The sequence below is a fragment of the Streptomyces sp. NPDC017095 genome (genome assembly GCF_044332325.1).
GTDB lineage: Bacteria > Actinomycetota > Actinomycetes > Streptomycetales > Streptomycetaceae > Streptomyces.
On sequence record NZ_JBIROU010000016.1, the window covers coordinates 1 to 20,308 of the forward strand.

11 protein-coding genes and 3 pseudogenes are annotated in these 20,308 nt (G+C 71.6%); 9 read left to right on the forward strand and 5 right to left on the reverse strand.

Annotation, left to right across the window (positions count from 1 at the left end):
* The 4 genes and pseudogenes from ACH4OA_RS27505 to glgB all read left to right on the forward strand — a co-directional run.
* Window positions 1-704, forward strand: a pseudogene (locus tag ACH4OA_RS27505) (alpha-1,4-glucan--maltose-1-phosphate maltosyltransferase); the annotation flags it as partial.
* Window positions 701-2,401: a maltose alpha-D-glucosyltransferase gene (gene treS / locus ACH4OA_RS27510; protein WP_397944512.1), complete on the forward strand. Its 1,701-nt coding sequence runs from the start codon at window positions 701-703 to the stop codon at window positions 2,399-2,401. The pseudogene ACH4OA_RS27505 and the gene treS, both read left to right, overlap by 4 nt.
* Window positions 2,402-2,492: 91 nt before the next feature.
* Window positions 2,493-3,878, forward strand: a complete 1,386-nt coding sequence (locus ACH4OA_RS27515; RefSeq protein ID WP_397971689.1) for a maltokinase — start codon at window positions 2,493-2,495, stop codon at window positions 3,876-3,878.
* 170 nt (window positions 3,879-4,048) lie between these two features.
* Complete coding sequence (gene glgB, locus ACH4OA_RS27520; RefSeq protein WP_397971871.1) at window positions 4,049-6,274, forward strand: 1,4-alpha-glucan branching enzyme; 2,226 nt, start codon at window positions 4,049-4,051, stop codon at window positions 6,272-6,274.
* Here the strand turns inward: glgB and ACH4OA_RS27525 are convergent.
* Window positions 6,249-8,552, reverse strand: a complete 2,304-nt coding sequence (locus ACH4OA_RS27525) for a HelD family protein (RefSeq protein WP_397971692.1) — start codon at window positions 8,550-8,552, stop codon at window positions 6,249-6,251. The two genes, glgB and ACH4OA_RS27525, sit on opposite strands and share 26 nt — an antisense overlap.
* 127 nt (window positions 8,553-8,679) lie before the next feature.
* On the reverse strand, window positions 8,680-10,362 hold the full coding sequence (locus ACH4OA_RS27530) for an MFS transporter (RefSeq protein ID WP_397971695.1): 1,683 nt from the start codon (window positions 10,360-10,362) through the stop codon (window positions 8,680-8,682).
* 127 nt (window positions 10,363-10,489) lie between these two features.
* Between ACH4OA_RS27530 and ACH4OA_RS27535 the strand changes: the two genes are divergently transcribed.
* Window positions 10,490-11,104: a TetR/AcrR family transcriptional regulator gene (locus ACH4OA_RS27535; protein WP_397971697.1), complete on the forward strand. Its 615-nt coding sequence runs from the start codon at window positions 10,490-10,492 to the stop codon at window positions 11,102-11,104.
* A 269-nt stretch (window positions 11,105-11,373) separates the two neighbouring features.
* On the opposite strand, the gene ACH4OA_RS27540 is transcribed toward ACH4OA_RS27535, so the two are convergent.
* Window positions 11,374-12,753: a cation:dicarboxylate symporter family transporter gene (locus tag ACH4OA_RS27540; protein ID WP_397971700.1), complete on the reverse strand. Its 1,380-nt coding sequence runs from the start codon at window positions 12,751-12,753 to the stop codon at window positions 11,374-11,376.
* A 154-nt stretch (window positions 12,754-12,907) separates the two neighbouring features.
* Between ACH4OA_RS27540 and ACH4OA_RS27545 the strand changes: the two genes are divergently transcribed.
* Together ACH4OA_RS27545 and ACH4OA_RS27550 are read left to right on the forward strand one after the other, a co-directional pair.
* Window positions 12,908-14,536, forward strand: coding sequence for an ATP-binding protein (locus ACH4OA_RS27545; protein ID WP_397944524.1), 1,629 nt, complete (start codon window positions 12,908-12,910; stop codon window positions 14,534-14,536).
* Window positions 14,533-15,225: a response regulator gene (locus tag ACH4OA_RS27550; RefSeq protein ID WP_397944526.1), complete on the forward strand. Its 693-nt coding sequence runs from the start codon at window positions 14,533-14,535 to the stop codon at window positions 15,223-15,225. Before ACH4OA_RS27545 ends, ACH4OA_RS27550 begins: the two co-directional genes overlap by 4 nt.
* On the opposite strand, the gene ACH4OA_RS27555 is transcribed toward ACH4OA_RS27550, so the two are convergent.
* Complete coding sequence (locus ACH4OA_RS27555) at window positions 15,209-15,394, reverse strand: hypothetical protein (RefSeq protein ID WP_397948939.1); 186 nt, start codon at window positions 15,392-15,394, stop codon at window positions 15,209-15,211. The two genes, ACH4OA_RS27550 and ACH4OA_RS27555, sit on opposite strands and share 17 nt — an antisense overlap.
* A gap of 79 nt (window positions 15,395-15,473) precedes the next feature.
* Here ACH4OA_RS27555 and ACH4OA_RS27560 point away from each other — a divergent pair, with 79 nt between their 5' ends.
* Window positions 15,474-16,196, forward strand: a complete 723-nt coding sequence (locus ACH4OA_RS27560) for a helix-turn-helix domain-containing protein (RefSeq protein WP_397971702.1) — start codon at window positions 15,474-15,476, stop codon at window positions 16,194-16,196.
* A gap of 972 nt (window positions 16,197-17,168) precedes the next feature.
* Here the strand turns inward: ACH4OA_RS27560 and ACH4OA_RS27565 are convergent.
* Window positions 17,169-19,097 (reverse strand): annotated as a pseudogene (locus ACH4OA_RS27565) (polymorphic toxin-type HINT domain-containing protein); the annotation flags it as partial.
* Here ACH4OA_RS27565 and ACH4OA_RS27570 point away from each other — a divergent pair.
* A pseudogene (locus tag ACH4OA_RS27570) lies at window positions 19,084-20,139 on the forward strand (hypothetical protein); the annotation flags it as partial. The pseudogenes ACH4OA_RS27565 and ACH4OA_RS27570 overlap by 14 nt on opposite strands.
* Between the last annotated feature and the right edge of the window lie 169 nt (window positions 20,140-20,308).

Below are 20,308 nucleotides of genomic sequence, written 5' to 3' on the forward strand. Positions count from 1 at the left end.
CCTACACCTACTTCACCTGGCGCACCGGCAAGGAAGAGCTGACCGAGTACCTGAGCGAGCTGTCGGGCGAGGCGGCGGCCTACATGCGGCCGAACCTCTTCCCCAGCACCCCCGACATCCTGCACGCCTACCTCCAGCACGGCGGCCGGCCCGCCTTCGAGGTCCGCGCCGTCCTGGCCGCCACCCTCTCGCCCTCCTGGGGCATCTACAGCGGCTACGAACTGTGCGAGAACACCCCGCTCAGGGACGGCTCCGAGGAATACCTCGACTCGGAGAAATACCAGCTCAAACCCCGCGACTGGGAAGCCGCCGCACGCGAGGGCCGCACCCTCGCCCCCCTGCTCACCCGCCTCAACACCATCCGACGGCAGAACCCGGCCCTGCACCGGCTGCGGAACCTGCACTTCCACCACGCCGACCAGGACGCGGTGATCGCCTACTCGAAGCGGAGCGGACCGAACACGGTCCTGGTGGTCGCCAACCTCGACCCGCACAGCACCCAGGAGGCCACGGTCTCGTTGGACATGCCACAACTCGGCCTGGACTGGCACGAGTCGGTGCCGGTCCGCGACGAGCTGACCGGCGAGACCTACCACTGGGGCAGGACCAACTACGTGCGCCTCGAACCGGGTCACACGCCCGCGCACGTCTTCACCGTCCTGCGACCGTCCACCCCGCAGACCGGAGGGTCACCCACAACATGATCGTCAACGAGCCGGTTCAGGACACCTTCGAGGACACCCCCGCCAAGGACCGCGACCCCGACTGGTTCAAACGCGCCGTCTTCTACGAGGTCCTGGTCCGCTCCTTCCAGGACAGCAACGGCGACGGCGTCGGCGACCTGAAGGGCCTGACCGCCAAGCTGGACTACCTGCAATGGCTCGGCGTGGACTGCCTCTGGCTGCCGCCGTTCTTCAAGTCGCCGCTCAGAGACGGCGGGTACGACGTCTCCGACTACACCGCCGTGCTGCCCGAGTTCGGCGACCTCGCCGACTTCGTGGAGTTCGTGGACGCCGCCCACCAGCGCGGCATGCGCGTGATCATCGACTTCGTGATGAACCACACCAGCGACCAGCACCCGTGGTTCCAGGAGTCGAGGCGGAATCCGGACGGGCCGTACGGCGACTACTACGTCTGGGCCGACGACGACAAGCAGTTCCAGGACGCGCGGATCATCTTCGTCGACACCGAGGCCTCCAACTGGACGTACGACCCGGTACGCAAGCAGTACTACTGGCACCGCTTCTTCTCGCACCAGCCGGACCTCAACTACGAGAACCCGGCCGTGCAGGAGGAGATGATCTCCGCGCTGAAGTTCTGGCTGGACCTCGGCATCGACGGGTTCCGGCTGGACGCGGTGCCGTACCTGTACCAGGAGGAGGGCACCAACTGCGAGAACCTGCCCGCCACCCACGACTTCCTCAAGCGGGTCCGCCGGGAGATCGACGCCCAGTACCCCGACAAGGTGCTGCTGGCCGAGGCCAACCAGTGGCCCGAGGACGTGGTCGACTACTTCGGCGACTACAGCGCGGGCGGCGACGAGTGCCACATGGCCTTCCACTTCCCCGTGATGCCGCGCATCTTCATGGCCGTACGCCGCGAATCGCGGCACCCGGTCTCCGAGATCCTGGCCAAGACCCCCGCGATCCCGTCCAGTTGCCAGTGGGGCATCTTCCTGCGCAACCACGACGAGCTGACCCTGGAGATGGTCACCGACGAGGAACGCGACTACATGTGGGCGGAGTACGCCAAGGACCCGCGGATGCGCGCCAACATCGGCATCCGCCGGCGCCTGGCACCCCTGCTCGACAACGACCGCAACCAGATCGAGCTGTTCACGGCCCTGCTGCTGTCCCTGCCCGGCTCGCCGATCCTGTACTACGGCGACGAGATCGGCATGGGCGACAACATCTGGCTGGGCGACCGCGACGCCGTCCGCACCCCCATGCAGTGGACACCCGACCGGAACGCCGGCTTCTCGTCCTGCGACCCGGGACGCCTGTTCCTGCCGACCATCATGGACCCGGTCCACGGCTACCAGGTCACCAACGTCGAGGCCTCCATGTCCTCGCCGTCCAGCCTGCTGCACTGGACCCGCCGCATGATCGAGATCCGCAAGCAGAACCTCGCCTTCGGACTCGGCTCCTACACCGAGCTGCCGTCGTCGAACCCGGCGGTCCTCGCCTTCCTGCGGGAGTACGAGGACGACCTCGTGCTGTGCGTGCACAACTTCTCCCGCTTCGCCCAGCCCACGGAGCTGGACCTCAGCCGGTTCGGCGGACGGCATCCGGTCGAGCTGTTCGGCGGGGTGCGGTTCCCGGCCATCGGCGAACTGCCGTACCTGCTCACCCTCGCGGGGCACGGCTTCTACTGGTTCCGGCTGCGCCGGGAGGGCGCGTAGCCCAGGCCCGGTGGGGCGGTTTCCGCCGCCCCACCGGGGGCACGTGAGAGGAACACCCCTCGACGACCTCCGGGCAAAGGACGTGACGCCCATGGCGGGAACGGTCACCACCTCCGGCACCACCGGATCACTCCTGGCCTCCCTCGACCCCCTGCTGCGCGCCTGGCTGCCCCGGCAGCGCTGGTTCGCGGGCAAGGGCCGTCCGGTCACCGGCTTCACCCCGGTGGCCGTCACGGAACTGCTGCCGACGGGCGGGCGGCTGAGCCTGTACCACCTGCTGCTGCGCGTGCACCAGCCGGACGCCCCGGGCGGGGAGCCGCACCCGGGCGACTGCTACCAGCTCCTCATAGGCGCGCGCGAGGCGCTGCCGCCCCGGCTGGCGCCCGCGCTGATCGGTCATGTCGACGAGGGCCCGCTCGCGGGCCAGACGGTGTACGACGCCCTGTTCGACCCCCGGCCAGCCGAACTGCTGCTGGAGGCCCTGCGCGATCGGACCCGGATCGGTGTGCTGCGCTTCGAGCGCGGCCCGGGGCAGGAAATCCGGCCGGGACTCGTGGCCCGGCTGATGACCGGCGAGCAGTCCAACTCCTCGGTCGTCTATGGAGATACGTTCATCCTCAAGCTGCTGCGCCGGGTGCTGCCCGGTGTCAACCCCGATCTGGAGCTGCCGCTCGCCCTGGCCCGCGCGGGCTGCCCCCGGGTGCCCGCGCCGGCCGGCTGGCTGCGCGCCGAGCCGGCCGGGGAGCCCTATGTGCTGGCCGTGCTCCAGCCCTACGTCAGCGGGGCCGGCGACGGCTGGGAGCTGGCGCTGCGCGAGCTGGCCAAGGGCGAGGACTTCACCGCCGAGGCCCGCGCGCTGGGCCGGGCCACCGCCGAGGTGCACACCGCGCTCGCCCGCGCCCTGCCCACGGTCACCCTCGGCCACAGCCAGCTTCAGTCGCTGGTCGACGGCATGACCGAGCGGCTGGCGACGGCCGTGCAGGCGGTGCCGGCGCTCAGGCCGTACGAGGACGGGCTGCGTTCGGCCTACTCGGCGCTGTCCTCGCTCGCCGCCGAGGGCCGCACCTGGACCGCCCAGCGGGTGCACGGCGATCTGCATCTGGGGCAGTGCCTGCGCTCGCCGTCCGGCGACTGGTCCCTGATCGACTTCGAGGGCGAGCCGGCCCGGCCGCTGGCCGAGCGGCGGATGCCGCAGCCGCCGGTGCGGGACATCGCGGGCATGCTCCGCTCCTTCGACTACGCGGCCCACTCGGCCGGCCGGCCCGCCCTGGACTGGGCGCACGCCTGCCGGGCGGCCTACTGCTCCGGCTACGCGGACGCCTCCGGCCTCGATCCGCGCACCGACCCGGTGCTGCTGCGGGCCTACGAGACCGACAAGGCGGTCTACGAGGTCGTCTACGAGGCCCGGCACCGCCCGGACTGGCTGCCCGTACCGCTGTCGGCGATCCGCCGCCTCGCCGCGTCCGACCCGACCTGACCCGAACTCGCCCGGGAGATGCGCTCGTGACGTCCAAGAAGCCAGCCGCCAGGAACACGCCCGGCACGCCCGGGGCCGCGAAGAGGGCCGGCCGCAGCCCGGCCGGCACCGGGGCGGCCCGGGAGCAGGTGGCCGGGGAGACCACGGACCGGGGAGCGCGGGCCGCGCAGGTGCCCGCGCAGCCGGTGCCGCCCGCGCTGGAGGCAGCCGTGTCGCCCGCCCTGGACGCGGGCGACCGTGAGCGGCTGCTGCACGGCACCCACCACGATCCGCACGCCGTCCTCGGCGCCCATCCGGTCCCCGGCGGCGTCGCCTTCCGCGCCTTCCGGCCGTACGCCCGGGCGGTCACCGTGGTCTGCGGCGAGGAGCGCGCCCGGCTGCACGACGACGGCGACGGCTTCTTCTCCGGGCTGCTGCCGCTCGCCGAGGTCCCCGTCTACCGGCTGCTGGTGACGTACGACGGCACGGAGCTGGAGACGGAGGACGCCTACCGTTTCCTGCCCACCCTCGGCGAGCTGGACCTGCACCTGATCGGCGAGGGCCGGCACGAGGAGCTGTGGCGGGCGCTGGGCGCGCACGTCACCACCCAGCAGGGCGTCACCGGCACCCGGTTCGCGGTGTGGGCGCCGAACGCGCGGGGCGTCCGGGTCACCGGCGGCTTCAACTTCTGGGACGGCAGCGGTTTCCCGATGCGCTCGCTCGGCGGCACCGGGGTCTGGGAGCTGTTCGTGCCGGGGCTCGGCGAGGGCGAGCTGTACAAGTTCGAGATCACCCGCCCGGACGGCTCGCGCACCCTGCGCGCCGACCCGCTGGCCCGCCGTACCGAGGTGCCGCCCGCCACCTCCTCGGTCGTGCACGCCTCGCACTACGAGTGGGGCGACGCCGAGTGGCTGGCCCACCGCGCGGACACCCCGGTGCACGAGGCGCCCTTCTCCGTCTACGAGGTGCACCTGCCCTCCTGGCGGCCGGGCGCGACCTACCGCGAGCTGGCGGAGGAACTCCCCGCCTACGTACGGGACCTGGGCTTCACGCACGTCGAGCTGATGCCGGTCGCCGAGCATCCGTTCGGCGGCTCGTGGGGCTACCAGGTCACCGGGTTCTACGCCCCGACGGCCCGGCTCGGCACCCCGGACGACTTCAAGTACCTGGTGGACCGGCTGCACCAGGCCGGCGTCGGGGTGCTGATGGACTGGGTGCCGGCGCACTTCCCGCGCGACGAGTGGGCGCTGGCCGCCTTCGACGGGCAGCCGCTGTACGAGCCGGCCGATCCGCAGCGGGCCGCCCATCCCGACTGGGGCACGCTGGAGTTCGACTTCGGCCGCCGCGAGGTGCGCAACTTCCTGGTGGCGAACGCCGTGTACTGGTGCGAGGAGTTCCACATCGACGGACTGCGGGTGGACGCGGTCGCCTCGATGCTCTATCTGGACTACTCGCGCGAGCCGGGCCAGTGGACGCCGAACGAGCACGGCGGCCGGGAGAACCTGGCCGCGGTAGCCTTCCTCCAGGAGATGAACGCCACCGTCTACCGGCGCTGCCCCGGCGTGGTGACCATCGCCGAGGAGTCCACCGCCTGGGACGGCGTCACCCGCCCCACCCACCAGTGGGGCCCGAGCGGCTTCGGCGGGCTCGGCTTCGGCCTGAAGTGGAACATGGGCTGGATGCACGACTCGCTGCGGTACATGAGCCACGACCCCGTGCACCGCGGCTACCACCACCACGAGATGACGTTCTCGATGGTGTACGCCTACAGCGAGAACTACGTGCTGCCGATCTCGCACGACGAGGTGGTGCACGGCAAGGGCTCGCTGGTGTCGAAGATGCCCGGCGACTGGTGGCAGCAGCGCGCCAGCCTGCGCGCCTACCTGGCCTTCATGTGGGCCCACCCGGGCAAGCAGCTGCTGTTCATGGGGCAGGAGTTCGCGCAGGGCGCCGAGTGGTCCGAGGCGCGCGGCCCGGACTGGTGGCTGCTCGACCCGGCGTACGGCGCGGAGGCGGACCACCGGGGCGTGCGGGATCTGGTGCGGGACCTGAACGCGGTGTACCGGGCGACGCCGGCGCTGTGGCAGCGGGACACCGACCCGGCGGGCTTCGAGTGGATCGCCGGGGACGCGGCGGACGACAACGTCTTCGCGTTCCTGCGCCGCGCCGCCGACGGCACCCCGCTGCTCGCGGTCTCCCACCTGGCGCCGGTGGTCCGCCACGACTACCGGATCGGGGTGCCCGACGACGTGCCGGCCTGGGTGGAGGTGCTGAACACCGACGCCGGAGGGTACGGCGGCGGCGGGGTGACCGGCCCGGACGCGGTCAAGCCGGAGCCGCAGGGCGCCCACGGCCGCCCCGCGAGCCTCCGACTGACCCTGCCCCCACTGGCTACGGTGTGGCTGCGGCCTGCCTGAGCCCCTCCGGGAGCGTGCCGGTGTGCAGGATGCCGAGGCGCTGGGTGGCGCGGGTCAGGGCCACGTACAGGTCGCTCGTGCCGTAGGCGGCCGGCTCCACCACCAGGACGGAGTCGAACTCGAGCCCCTTGGCCTGGCGCGGGTCGAGCAGCACGACCGTACGCGTCAGGTCGGGCTCCGCGCCGGCCGTGACGCCGTCCAGCCGGGCGGCCAGCGGACGGTGCAGGTCGCGCGGGGCGATGACGGCCAGCCTGCCCTCGGCCGGGGTGAGTTCGGCGACCGCCTCGGCGACCGCGCCGGGCAGGTCGCCGCTCACCCGCCGCACCCAGGGGCGTTCGCCGGTGGAGCGGACGGAGCTGGGCGGCTCGAAGTCCGGATGGCCGGCGCGGACCACGGCCGCCGCGAGGTCCATGATCTCGGCCGGGGTGCGGTAGTTGACGCCGAGGCGGGTGTGCTCCCAGCGGTCCTCGACGTACGGCGCGAGAATCCGTGCCCAGGAGCCGACGCCGGCCGCCTCCGCCGTCTGCGCGGGGTCGCCGACCAGGGTCATCGAGCGGGTCGGGCTGCGCCGCATCAGCAGCCGCCAGGCCATCGGCGACAGCTCCTGCGCCTCGTCCACGATGATGTGCCCGAACGCCCAGGTGCGGTCGGCGGCGGCCCGCTCGGCGGCGCTGCGGTGGTCCGCCTCCTCGTGCCGCTCGGCGAACCGCTCGGCGTCGATGATGTCGTGCGCGGACAGCACCTCGCTCGACTCGGGGTCGCTGTCCTCCTTGTCCTCGAACTCGTACGTCCGGGACGCGTACGACACGTCGAGCACGCCCTGCGCGTAGGCCACCTGGGTCTCGCGCTCTCGTTCGGCGTGGGCGCGGGCCAGGCGGTCGTCCTCGCCGAGGAGTTCGGCCGCCTCGTCCAGCAGGGGCACGTCGGCGACGGTCCAGGCGCGGGTCACCGGGCGGCGGACGGCGTCGGCGTCCTCGGGCGGCAGATAGCCGTCGGGCTCGGCGAGGAAGTCGGCGACGAGCCGCCGCGGGGTGATCCGGGGCCACAGCCGGTCGACGGCGGCCCAGACCTCGGGGTTCTCGGCGAGTTCGTCGCGGATCTGGGTGAGGTCGGCCGCGTCCAGCAGGCTGCTGCCGTCGTACGGGTCGGTGCCCACGCGCTCGGCGTACAGCTCGGTGAGCGTGTTGAGGATGTGCCCCTCGAAGTGCTCGCGGGCCGCGTTGTGCGGCAGCCGGGCGGCGCGGGTGCGCTCGCGGGCGACGCGCACCAGGCCGTCGTCCAGCATGAGCACCTCGCGGTCGTGCTCGATGGCGATCACCGGGTCGGGCAGGGCCTGCCGGTCGCGGACGACGGCGGCCAGCACGTCGGCCATCTCCGCCCGGCCCTTGACGGCGGCGGCCGCGGGGCTGTCGGCCGCGGTGGCCTTCACGCCGGGGAACAGCTCGCCGACGGTGGCCAGCAGCACGCCGGTCTCGCCGAGGGAGGGCAGCACCTCGCCGATGTAGCCGAGGAAGGCGGGGTTGGGGCCGACGATGAGGACCGCGCGGCGGGCCAGCAGCTCCCGGTGCTCGTAGAGCAGGTACGCCGCCCGGTGCAGGGCCACCGCCGTCTTGCCGGTGCCGGGGCCGCCCTCCACGACCAGCACCCCGCGGTGCGGTGCCCGGATGATCCGGTCCTGCTCGGCCTGGATGGTCTGCACGATGTCGCTCATCCGGCCGGTGCGCGCCGAGTTCAGCGCGGCCAGCAGCACGGCGTCGCCGTTGTGGTCCTCGTGGCCGGTGCGGGTGGCGTCGCCGAGGTCCAGGATCTCGTCGTGCAGGGAGGTGACGGTCCGGCCCTCGGAGGCGATGTGCCGGCGGCGGCGCAGGCCCATCGGGGTGTGGCCGGTGGCCAGGTAGAAGGGGCGGGCGACGTCGGCCCGCCAGTCGATCAGGACGGGGGTGCGCTCGGCGTCGTCCTCGCGCAGCCCGATGCGGCCGATGTGGTGTTTCGTGCCGTCGGCGAGGTCGATCCGGCCGAAGCAGAGCGAGCCGTCCACGGCGTTCAGCGCGGCGAGCAGCCCGGAGCGCTCGGCGACCAGGATGTCCCGCTCCAGCCGGGCCTGCATGGGCTTGTCGCCCTGGGCGAGCGCGTCCGCGACACCGCTCTCGGCCTCGCCGCGCAGCACGTCCACGCGCGCGTACAGTCCGTCGACGAATTCCTGCTCACCGCGCAATTCATCGTCCGGAAATTCACTGTTCGACAGATCCGCGTTTGACAATTCCACTCCCGCCCGCATATACTGTGGTCACTGAACTCAAGCGGCTCACCGAATAGCAAGTCGCGAATCATCGAATATACGCAGCGAAATCCCCCGAGCGCAATTGCCCGGGGGATTTTTTCGTGTGGGGCCGCGGGCCCCGGCGTCAGCGGGCCGCGCTGTCCGCCAGGTCCTCGTCGCCGGCGTCACCGGCCGGTGTGGCCGTCCCGGCGGCCTCCCGGCGCGGCAGCAGCACCGCCACCAGGACCGTGCCGACGCCGAGGATCACCGCGCCGACCAGGCTGGTGTGGGCGACCGCGTCGGAGAAGGCGGAGCCGACGGCGTCGGCCATCTGCCGGGCCCCGGCGGCCAGGTCGCCGGCCTGCTGCTTGAGCTGCGCGGCCTGCTGCGGGTCGGTCGCCTGCTGGGCCCGCGCGGCGGCCTGGTGCGCCTTCTCGCCGATGCCCTGCGCGACGGCGTACCCGGCGCCCACCGAGTCCTGCGCGGTGTCCAGGGCGCCCGCCGGCAGCCTGCTGCCCGCGGTGGCGTCGGCGAGGTGGTCGCCGTAGGAGGTGGCGAGCAGGGAGCCGAGGATCGCGATGCCGAGCGAACCGCCCAGCTCCAGCGAGGTGTCGTTGACGGCGCCGCCGACACCCAGCTCGGACTCCGGGAACGCGCCCATGATGGCGTCGGTGCAGGGCGAGAGGGCCAGACCGATGGCGAGGCCCAGGATGATCAGGGGCGCCACGAAGTCGCCGTAGCCCGAGTGCGCGTCCACCCGGGTGAGCAGGGCGAGGGCGACCGTGCCGCCGACCATGCCGGCGCTGACGGTCCACTTCATGCCGACCCGCGGGGTGAGCCAGCCGGTCAGGGCCGAGCCGACGAAGACCGCGCCGGCCAGCGGCAGCATGCGCACACCGGTCTCCAGGGCGTCGTAGCCGAGGACGAACTGGAGGTGCTGGGTGAGGTAGTAGAAGGCACCGAAGACGGCGAGGAAGAACAGCGCGACGGCGAGGTTGGAGCCCGCGAACCGGCGGGCGGTGAAGCGGCGCACGTCCAGGATCGGGCGCGGGTGGCGCAGCTCCCACAGCACGAAGGCGACCAGTCCGGCCCCGGCGACGACGGCCGCGCCGACGGCCTTGGCGCCCCAGCCGAAGTGCGGGCCCTGGATGATCATGTAGACGAGCGCGCCGGTCCAGATCACCGACAGCGCACCGCCGACGTAGTCGATGCGGTCGTGGTGGCCCGCCTTGGACGGCGGCACCAGGACCAGGGCGGCGACCAGCGCGACGGCCGCGATGGGCACGTTGATCAGGAAGGTCGAGGACCAGCCGTGGTCGCGCAGCAGGGCGCCGGCGACCACCGGGCCGGCCGCGATGGCGAGGCCGGCGGTGGCGGTCCACAGGGTGATGGCCTTGGCCCGCTCACCGCGCGGGAAGGTCGCGGCGAGCAGCGACAGCGTGGCCGGCATGATCAGGGCCGCGCCGACGCCCATCACGGCGCGGGCCGCGATGACGGTGGCCGCGCTGTCCGCGAGGTAGCCGAAGACGGCGCCCGCGCCGAAGACGACGAGCCCGAGGACGAGCGCCCCGCGCCGGCTGTACTTGTCGCCTATCGCGCCGAGCAGCAGCATCAGCGCCGCGTAGGGCACGGTGTAGCCGTCGATCACCCACTGCAGGTCGGCGCTGGAGAGCCCGAGGTCCCGCGTCATGTCGGGCGCGGCGACGGTGAGAGCGGTGTTCGCCATCACGATGATCAGCAGGCTGAGGCAGAGCACCAGCAGGGCCCACCACCGCCGGGCGTAGGGCCGCTCCATCCTTTCGACCGGTTCGGTCATGACGAGTCGCATGGCAGGGGTCGCCCTCCTCGGGTACGCGACGGACTTGCACAGTGACGTGCAAATGCACAACTATGTGCAATGTACGTCGTTGCACAACCCTGTGCAAGTCGACTCGGGACGGGGGCGGGGAGGCAGAATGTCCGCCATGACCACGGGTAACAGCAGCCGCGCCGACGCCAACCGGCGCCGCATCCTCGACGTCGCCCTCGCGGAGCTGCTGCGCGATCCCGACGCGTCCATGGACCAGATCGCGCGCGCGGCCGGGGTCGTGCGCCGGACGGTGTACGGCCACTTCCCCAGCCGCGAGGCGCTGATCAGCACGCTCGTGGACGAGGCGGTGCAGGCGCTGGCGGACGCGGACGCGCAGGGCCGGGCGGGCGTGCGGGACCCGGCGGAGGCGGTGGCCCGGTCGGTGCTGGCGGTCTGGCAGACCGCCGACCGCTACCGGCTGCTGATCGCGCTGGCCCAGCGGACGGTCACCGTCCAGGGCATCCGCGAACGCCTCGCACCGTTGCGCGAGGCCAAGGTGGCCCTGCTCCAGCGCGGCCTGGACGCGGGCGTCTTCAGCTCCCCGCTGCCCGCGCCGGCCTTGGCGTACGTCCACGAGCAGATGCTGTTCGCCCTGATGGAGGCGGTGAACGACGGTCTGCTGGCGGCGCGGGAGGCGGGCCGCTCGGCCACGGTCGCCGTACTGACCGCGGCGGGCGTGCCGGCCGCGCGGGCCGCCGAACTGGTGGCCGAGGTGGCGTGAGAGAGGCGGACCCGGACACCTGGCCCCGCTTCAGAGACGGACCCGGACGCCCGGCCCCGGTCTAGACGGACCCGGGCACCCGACCCCGGTTCAGACAGACCCAGACAACCGGTCCCGGTGCAAGCGAACCCGGGCGCCCGGCCCGGTCTGGACAGACCCGGACGCCCGGCCCCGGTTCAAGCAGACCCGGACGCCCGGCCCCGGTTCAGGCGGGGCCGGACGTCCGGAGCAGAGGGGGGCGGCGCCCCGTCCGGGGGCGCGGCGGGCGTTCAGGCCTTGACCAGCCGGTCCTCCCGGGCCCCGGGCCCCTCGCCCGGCGCCAAGGCGCCCTCGTCCAGCAGCGTCGTCTCGTCGAACGGCAGCTCGCCGGCCAGCACCCGCCGTACCCGCGCCGTGTCGATCTCCTTGGTCCACGTGCCGATCAGCACCGTCGCCACCGCGTTGCCCGCGAAGTTCGTCAGCGCCCGTGCCTCGCTCATGAACCGGTCGATGCCGACGATCAGCCCGACGCCGTCGACCAGCGCCGGCTTGTGCGACTGGAGCCCGCCGGCCAGGGTGGCGAGCCCGGCGCCGCTGACCCCGGCCGCGCCCTTGGACGCCAGCAGCAGGAACAGCAGCAGCGGGATCTGCTCGCCGACCGACATCGGCGTGCCCAGCGCGTCCGCGATGTACAGCGACGCCATCGTCATGTAGATCATCGTGCCGTCGAGGTTGAACGAGTAGCCGGTCGGCACGGTGATCCCGACCACCGGCCGGCTGACGCCCAGGTGCTCCATCTTCGCGATCAGCCGCGGCAGCGCCGACTCCGACGAGGAGGTGGACAGGATCAGCAGGAACTCGCGGGCGAGGTACTTGAACAGGGAGAACACGTTCAGTCCGGCGACGATCCGCAGGACCGTGCCGAGCACCACGAAGACGAACAGGACACAGGTGACGTAGAAGCCGAGCATCAGCACGGCCAGGCTCTTGAGCGCGTCGACGCCGGCGGAGCCGACCACGGCCGCGATCGCGCCGAACGCGCCGACCGGCGCCGCCCACATCACCATGGACAGGATGCGGAAGACGAGCCGCTGGACGTGCTCGATGCCGCGCAGCACCGGCTGCCCGGCCGTGCCCATCGCCTGGAGCGCGAACCCGGCGAGCAGCGCCACCAGCAGCGTCTGGAGCACCTGGCCCTGGGTGAACGCGGACACGAACGTGGTCGGGATGATCGACAGCACGAAGTCCACCGGCGGCAGCGCGTCGCTCTCCACCTGGGCGTGCCCGCTCTGCTTGAGCGCGTCGGTCAGGTGCAGCCCGTCCCCGGGGTGCAGCACGTTGCCGACCACCAGACCGATGGCGAGCGCGACGAGCGACATCACCAGGAAGTAGCCGAGCGCGATCCCGCCGACCGCGCCCACCTTGGCGGCCTTGCGCACCGAACCGATGCCGAGCACGATCGTGCAGAAGATGATCGGCGAGATCATCATCTTGATCAGGTTCACGAATCCGGTGCCCAGCGGTTTCAGCTCCACCGCCGCGTCGGGCCAGATCAGGCCCACGGCGATACCGAGCGCGACCGCCGCGATGACGGCGATGTACAGGTAATGGGTCCGGTCCCGCTTCCCACGGGGTGCGGCAGGTGCCGTATCGGCGGTGCTGGCGGCCACGACTGCCCTCCTTGACGTCTTCGTCGGCGAACAACCGGCGTGCGGCTCACGTCCGGGCGTTGATGGGGAACGCCGTGACTATCTCCCGGCTTGTGAGAGCGGTCACCCTTCCGTTCATTTAGTTCACGATCGGCCGGAGAGGCACACTGCTGGCATGCGTCTGCCCACCCTCCCGCGCCCCCGCAGCCTGGCGGGCCAGCTGTTCGCCATGCAGGCCGTGCTGATCGCGGTGGTCGTGGCCGGGTACGCGCTGTTCACCTACGTCAGCGACCGGCGGCAGGCCGAGGACTCCGCCGCCCGGCAGGCCACGGCGGTGGCCCGCTCCGTCGCCGACGCGCCCTCGGTCCGCGCGGCGGTCCGCGGCCCGGACCCCACGGCCCGGCTGGAGCCGTACGCCCTGCGGGTCACCCGGGACGCCAACGTCGGCTTCGTGACGATCATGAGCCCGTCCGGCATCCGCTGGACCCACCCCGACCGCGACCAGATCGGCAGGCGCTTCCTCGGCACCATCGAGCCGGCCCGGCACGGCCGCACCTTCACCGAGACCTACACCGGCACGCTCGGCCCGTCCGTCCGCGCGGTGACCCCGGTGACGGACGGCGGCCGGGTCGTCGCCCTGGTGAGCGCCGGCATCACGGTGGAGACGATCAGCGCCCGGGTCCGGGACCAGGTCGCGGCCCTGCTCGGGGTGGCCGGCGGGGCGCTGCTGCTGGGCGCGGTCGGCACCTATGTGATCAACGCCCGGCTGCGCCGCCACACCCACGGCATGAACGCCGCCGAGCTGAGCCGGATGCACGACTACCACCAGGCGGCGCTGCACGCGGTCCGGGAGGGGCTGCTGATGCTGGACGGCCAGTACCGGGTGGCGCTGATCAACGACGGCGGCCGGGAGCTGCTGGGCGTGGGCCCGCGGGAGGAGGCGGTCGGCCGCTCGGTGGCGGACCTGGGCCTGCCGGCCCCGCTGACGGGCGCGCTGCTGTCCGCCGAGCCCCGGGTGGACGAGGTGCACCTGACGGCGGACCGGGTGCTCGTGGTGAACACCTCGCCGGTGTCGGGGGGCGAGCGCAGGGGTACGGTCGTCACGCTCCGGGATGTCACCGAACTCCAGTCCCTGATGGGCGAGCTGGACTCCGAGCGGGGCTTCACCCAGGCGCTGCGCTCGCAGGCGCACGAGGCAGCGAACCGCCTCCACACGGTGGTCTCGCTGATCGAGCTGGACCGGGCCGGGGAGGCGGTGGAGTTCGCCACGGCCGAGCTGGAGCTGGCGCAGGCCCTCACCGACCAGGTGGTGGCGGCGGTGGGCGAACCGGTGCTGGCCGCGCTGCTGCTGGGCAAGACCGCCCAGGCGCACGAGCGGGGCGTGGAGCTGGTGGTGTCGCCGGACAGCCGGCTGGACGACGGGCTGCTCCCGGCCGAGCTGCCGGCCCGGGACCTGGTCACCATCCTCGGCAACCTGATCGACAACGCGGTGGACGCGGCGCAGGGCAGCGCCCGGGCGCGGGTGACGGTGACGGCGTACACCGCGGACGGCGCCCTGGTGCTCCGGGTGGCCGACACCGGACCCGGTGTCGACCCCGCCCGCGCCGGCCTGGTCTTCCAGCGCGGGTTCTCCACCAAGCCGGCCGGGCCCGGCGGGCGGGGACTCGGGCTGGCCCTGGTCCGGCAGGCGGTGACCCGTCACGAGGGCACCCTGACGGTGACGGGGTCCGGCGAGGACGGCGAGGGCGGAGCGGTGTTCGAGGCGCGGCTGCCGTTGCGGGTGTCCCTGGGCGGCGGCCGATGACGGACGCACGCCCGCCCGTCCGGGTCCTCGTCGTGGAGGACGACCCGGTGGCCGCCGACGCGCACGCGCTCTACGTCGGACGGGTGCCGGGATTCGTCGCGGCCGGGAAGGCGCACACGGGCGCGGAGGCCCGGCGCCTCCTGGAGCGCACGCCGGTGGACCTGCTGCTGCTGGACCTGCACCTGCCGGACGTGCACGGGCTGCAGCTGGTCCGGTCGCTGCGGGCGGCCGGGCACCACGCCGACGTGATAGCGGTGACCTCGGCCCGGGACCTGGCGGTGGTGCGGGAGGGCGTCTCGCTGGGCGTGGTCCAGTACGTGCTGAAACCGTTCACGTTCGCGACGCTGCGGGACCGGCTGGTGCGGTACGCCGAGTTCCGGGCGGCGGCGGGCGAGGCGAGCGGCCAGGACGAGGTGGACCGGGCGCTGGCGGTGCTCCGCGCGCCGTCGCCGGCGGCGCTGCCGAAGGGGCTGAGCGGGCCGACGCTGGAGCGGGTCACGGGCGCGCTGCGCGGGGCGCCGGAGGGGCTGACGGCGGCCGGGGTGGCCGAGACGGTGGGCATCTCCCGGATCACCGCCCGGCGCTATCTGGAGCACCTGGTGGAGGCGGACCGAGCCGCCCGGAGCCCGCTGTACGGACAGGTGGGACGACCCGAGCTGGTGTACCGGTGGGTCACGCGGGGACGGTGAGGGCGGCGTCGTCCTCGGCGCGGCGGGCGGCGGCCCGGATGCGGGTGACGGCCCCGGCGGGGTGCCGGGCGCGGGCTTCGGCGAGGCGGCCGGCGTCCGCGTGGGCGGCGGCCGGCCCCGGCGGGTCCCGCCCTGGTGACACTGAGTGCCGGGCGATCCGGCGCGGCATGCCCGTACGTTCCTACGACCGGTGATCTCGGCGGAACCGACCGTGGTCAGCGGCCCGGAGCGCCCCTACGGTGTGCGGAGTGCGCCCTCCCTCAGCCCAGCCCGGCCCGCCGGCTCCCCCGTTCGACGCCCCGGCCGCCCGCAGGCTCCGTGCCGCGCTCGGCATGGGGCCCGAGCACGTCGCCTACGGGATGCGTGCCGCGTACGGGCTGCCGTACGTCACCGCCGGTCACGTGATCGCCTGGGAGCGCGGCACCGCCGCGCCCAGCAGTCGCGAACTCACCGCGCTGGCGCCCGTGTTGTGGTGTTCGCCGGGCGAACTGATCGGCCGGCCGCGGACGCTGCGCGAGCACCGCGTGGCCCGCTCCGCGGCCCCGGAGGACATCGCCCACGCCGTCGGCATGGACCTGCGCGCCTATCTGCGGGCGGAGGAGAGCGGGCAGTGGCGGGGCACCGAGCGGCAGTCGGCGGCGCTCGCCCGCGTCCTGGACCTCACCCCGCGCGACTTCACCACCGCCACCGGCCGCGCGGCACAGCTCGCCGAACTGCTGCGCAGCGCGGTGACGACCCGCTGGCAGGCGTACGTGCGGCCGGTGACCCGGCTCGTGCCCCTGGACCAGGACCGGGTGGAACGGGCGCTGCGGGAGCTGCACCAGGACTACCAGGGGCGCATGGCCGCCACCCTCGGCTGGGGCGGCGGCAGCCGGAACGCGAGCGAGTCCGGCCGGCGGTTCCTGGCCGGAATCACCACCGCCTTCTGGACGGCCACCGAGGACACGACCACCGGACGGCACACCGGGTAGGGCCTGATGGGAACCAGGCCGGACCGGAGAGGAAGGCCCCGACCGGCAGCCCTCTCGACCTCGTCGCCATCAAGGAAGTCCTCGGCCACGCCCACATCGGCGTCACCGCCGGCGTCTACGCCCACGTCCGACTCCGCCTCCAGCGCCAGGCCATCGACACCCTCGGCTGCATCCCCGGCACGACCGACGACCCGCCCCCCGCAACCGTCGTCCGCTGACGTTGCCGTCATCATTGCCGTCAAACGCCCTGGAGGCCCGGTCGGAATCTCCTCCTTCCAGGCCTCCGCGCTTTCGCTTAAGCAGAGCGCTATGCATCTTCCATTCGACTGATCCATCGCTGACATACGCCAACGGTGATCGGCTCGAATAGTTCAGGACTCGACACCTCGAAGAGGAACTGAGTCAGAACCTCAACGTCCACTTCGTCGATTTCGACACGCTCCAGCATGTGAATCGCCCCGGCCCATCGCGGCAGTTCGAGAATGTCTAGTTCTCCGGATGCGCATCGTTGCAGAACCTCTCTTACCGCATCACGATCCAAGCGAATAGACCACCCCTCGTGTCGATCGCATCGGTTAGCGGCGTCGATCAGGCTATCCAGCGATGATTCCCAGCGAAGTAGACCGGCCAGAGCCTGGCAAGTATCCGATCCCATGGACCTCATCCTCACTTGAACTTGATGTGAGCAATGCTGCCATCAGGGAGGAAGGTCGTCTTGTAAGCCAACTCCGTAACCCCTTCAGGATCTACTCGCTTCCGATACATCGCGTACGACCCGGGAACCCTTCCGGGGACCTTGTAGTAGAACTCTGCACCGCCTCCGGGGAGACGAACGATCTGCGGGATTTCGGCATCCCCTGGACTCTTCTTCATGAAACCGGTGAGGCTCTTTCGCAACGCTGGCGAAAGATCATCGACGCCCGTAGCGGCAGCAACCTTTTCACCTCGCGTCAGGCTTGTACCGCAGACCTCACTCGAATTATGCACGAGGACCGGAGTTTCGCCCGCCAGCACATAGTACGTGTGGAGGTCGTCGACCGTCAGGTTGTACGTGCGCGCATGCCGGGTGAAGGGGCGGTTGCCGGTGACGATGACCGTGTCGCCCGTTTCGGTGCGCAGGGTCATGCCTGGGGTGAGTTCACCTGCTGGGACCGAGTCGCGTCGGGAGGGGGACCAGAAGGGGTGCTCGTGGGTGGCGGTGAGCTTTTCGATGCCGTCCTTGGTGGTGATGGACAGCTCGTCGAAATACTTGTCTCCGTCGGTCCGGATCAGGCGGGTGACCTTGCGGGGGGCCGTTTCACCGGTCTTGGGATCGGTGGCCAGGACCTTGTCGCCGAGCTTGATGTCTTCGATGTCCTTGGTGGAGCCGTTGGCCATGAGGACATCGGTGCCGGCCAGGAAGCACTTGCAGCCGGGCAGCTTGCGTACGTCGGCGACTTCGTCCGCGTACTTGCCAAACTTCAGCAGCTTGGCAGGCTTGCCCCAGGGCAAGTCCAGGGCCAGCGGGCCACAGTTACCCCAGCTGAAGTCGTCAGTGCCCTTGCCCAGTTGATCCGTATCGAAGACGAAGAAATTGAAAAGGTCCTTGGCCTGCTGCTTGCGACGGTTTCCGCCGAGCGGGGCGATGCCGTGGTAGGTGCCGTAGTCACCGACGGTGGCGTAGGACTTCCTTTTACGGCGCCCGTCGGTATGCGTGTACGAATACAGTCTTGAGCCGTCGGTGCGGGACGTCTCCGTATAACTGACGGTGTGCTGGGTCCAGCGACCCTCGTCATCGTGAGTGAACCACTCCTTCGTATTGTTCGGGCACGTACCCATATCGCACACTCCCACCGGGCGCAGGCCGTCGGGGTCGGACGTGGAGACGGGACTGTTGCGGGCGTAGGAGTAGCCGTTGCTCTGCAGCGGGTCGGTGATGTCGATGACCGGGTCGGCGGACAGGAACCGGCCGGCGTTCTGGTCGTATTCGCGGGCCCCGATGTGGGTCAGTCCGGTGGCCGCGTCGTCGATGCCGGTGCCGAGGTAGCTGCGCTTGTCGGGCCAGGCAGCCGGCTTGGTGCCGCGGACTTCGCCGTAGGGCTTGAAGGCGCGGCGGGTGACGGCTTGGCCGGAGGCCACGTCGACCGAGGTGTTGGCGGTGCCGAGATGGTCGGCGAGCAGGACGCTGAGTTTGTGGCCGGTGCCAGCGCCATTGGCTGTAGTGCGCACGACGGTGGGTGCGCCGGCCTGGGCGTAGGAGCGCGTGGCGCGGGTGATGGCTCCGCTCGCGTCCGTGGTCAGTTCCGTCTCGCCCAGGTAGAGGGTCGAACCTGTGGCTGAGTTCTCCAGGAGGCGGTTGCCGTCGGCGTCGTAGACGTATGTCGTCTTCTTGCTGGTGTCGGTGATCGATTCCAGCTTGTTCTCGGGCGACCAGATCAGGTCCTGGGCGGTGTTGTACAGGTCCCGGGCTTCGGTGTTGCCGGTCGCGTCGTAGGTGTAGGTGCTGCCCTTGCCGGAGGGCGTGGAAGTGATCGACGTGGCTGTGTGGGGCTGTGTCCTGCCGTCGGTGCCCGTCTTGCCGTAGCCGTAGGTGTAGGTGAGGTTCTTCGTTGCGTCGGCTGTGTCGTGGTCGGTCAGGGTGGCGCGGTTGCCGAGCCAGTCGAAGGTGAACGACTGGCGGTAGGCCGTCGCGCCGGTGGAGACGGTGGCGGTGTCCGGTGCTGCGGCGGCGAGGGTGGAGGTCAGCGCGGTGTCGGGGGCGGTGGTGTCGGTGGCCTGGTCGGGAGCGTCCGCGACCGGGCCCGAGGAGGCGGCGTAGTCGGTGCGGGGGCCCCATGTGGTGCCGTTGGCTGCCTTGCAGCCGGTGCTGTTGCCGGCCGGTGTGACCTTCGATGTCCAGGCGTGCGCCAGCTCGCCCAGCACGGCCGGGCCGAACGTGCTGTACGTCCGAGCCGTCGACAGCGCAGGCAACGCATCGGAGCCGACGAAGTACCTCTTCTACGTCACCCCGCGGGACCAAGCTGACAAACCCGGTGACTTCACCGGCGACGGGCTGCCCGACCTGATGACCATCACCGACGCCGGCAATCTCGCGCTGTATCCCTCGCAAGCCGACAAGGACCTGGCCAAGGACACGGGCGACTTGGACTACTCCATGCCGGGCGCCTACCGCGACAACTCCGAGAAGGACCCCAACGGCGACGGCCTTCCCCCGTACGTGGCTGCCTCGAGCGGTCACTTCAAGGGCGCCCTGATCACCCACAACGGCGACATCTACGGCGGCGACGGCCTACAAGACCTCGTCGTACGCGTCGGCGGCAAACTCTGGGTCTATCCCGGTGACGGCTACGGAGCTGTCAACACCGACCGGCGCAGGGAAATCCTGCTGCCCTCCGGATCACCGGATCCGGGCACCTTCAACCAGATCGTGGCCACGGGCGACATCACCGGCGACGGACGCACCGACTTCCTCGCCACCGTCCGCAGAAGCGACGGCACCGACGACGAACTGTGGGCCTTCACCGGCTATCACGGCGCCACCGTCGACCAGGTCGTACGACTGTCCCCATCGGCCTGGAAAGACCGGGACATCGTCATGGCCATGGACATCTCCGGTGACAAGGTGGCCGACCTCGTCTACCGCATCAACACCTCAGGCAGGCTGGTGCTGCGCAAGGGCATCGCCGCCTCCGGTGGCGGTGTGGACCTCAATTCCCTGGCAGCAGCAGCCAATTCCGCCGGCGGCGAGGACATCTACTGGACCGGCGGCGGCTGGACCATCGACGCCATACCCCACATCATGGGCACCCCGGACGCCAACGGAGACGGCATCCCCGACGTATGGACCGTCCGCTCCGACGGCAGCGTCCGCTTCTACGCCGGCGGCCGCGACGCCATGACCGGCGCGGGAACCGAAATCATCAGCCCCTCCCCCTGGTGGAAAACCCGCATCGCCATCGGATGAGCACCCTCGCACAACCTAGGGCCCCGTTTCCCGGTCCGACCCGGGAAACGGGGCCCTTGGTCGTGGCCGCAAATGGGTCGGCCCGGCGCACCCAGCGGACCGGACGCGGTACCGGCCAGGTCGGCGGAGGCTGCGGGGGGGGGCGCGTCGGGCGAGACTGTGACGCCGC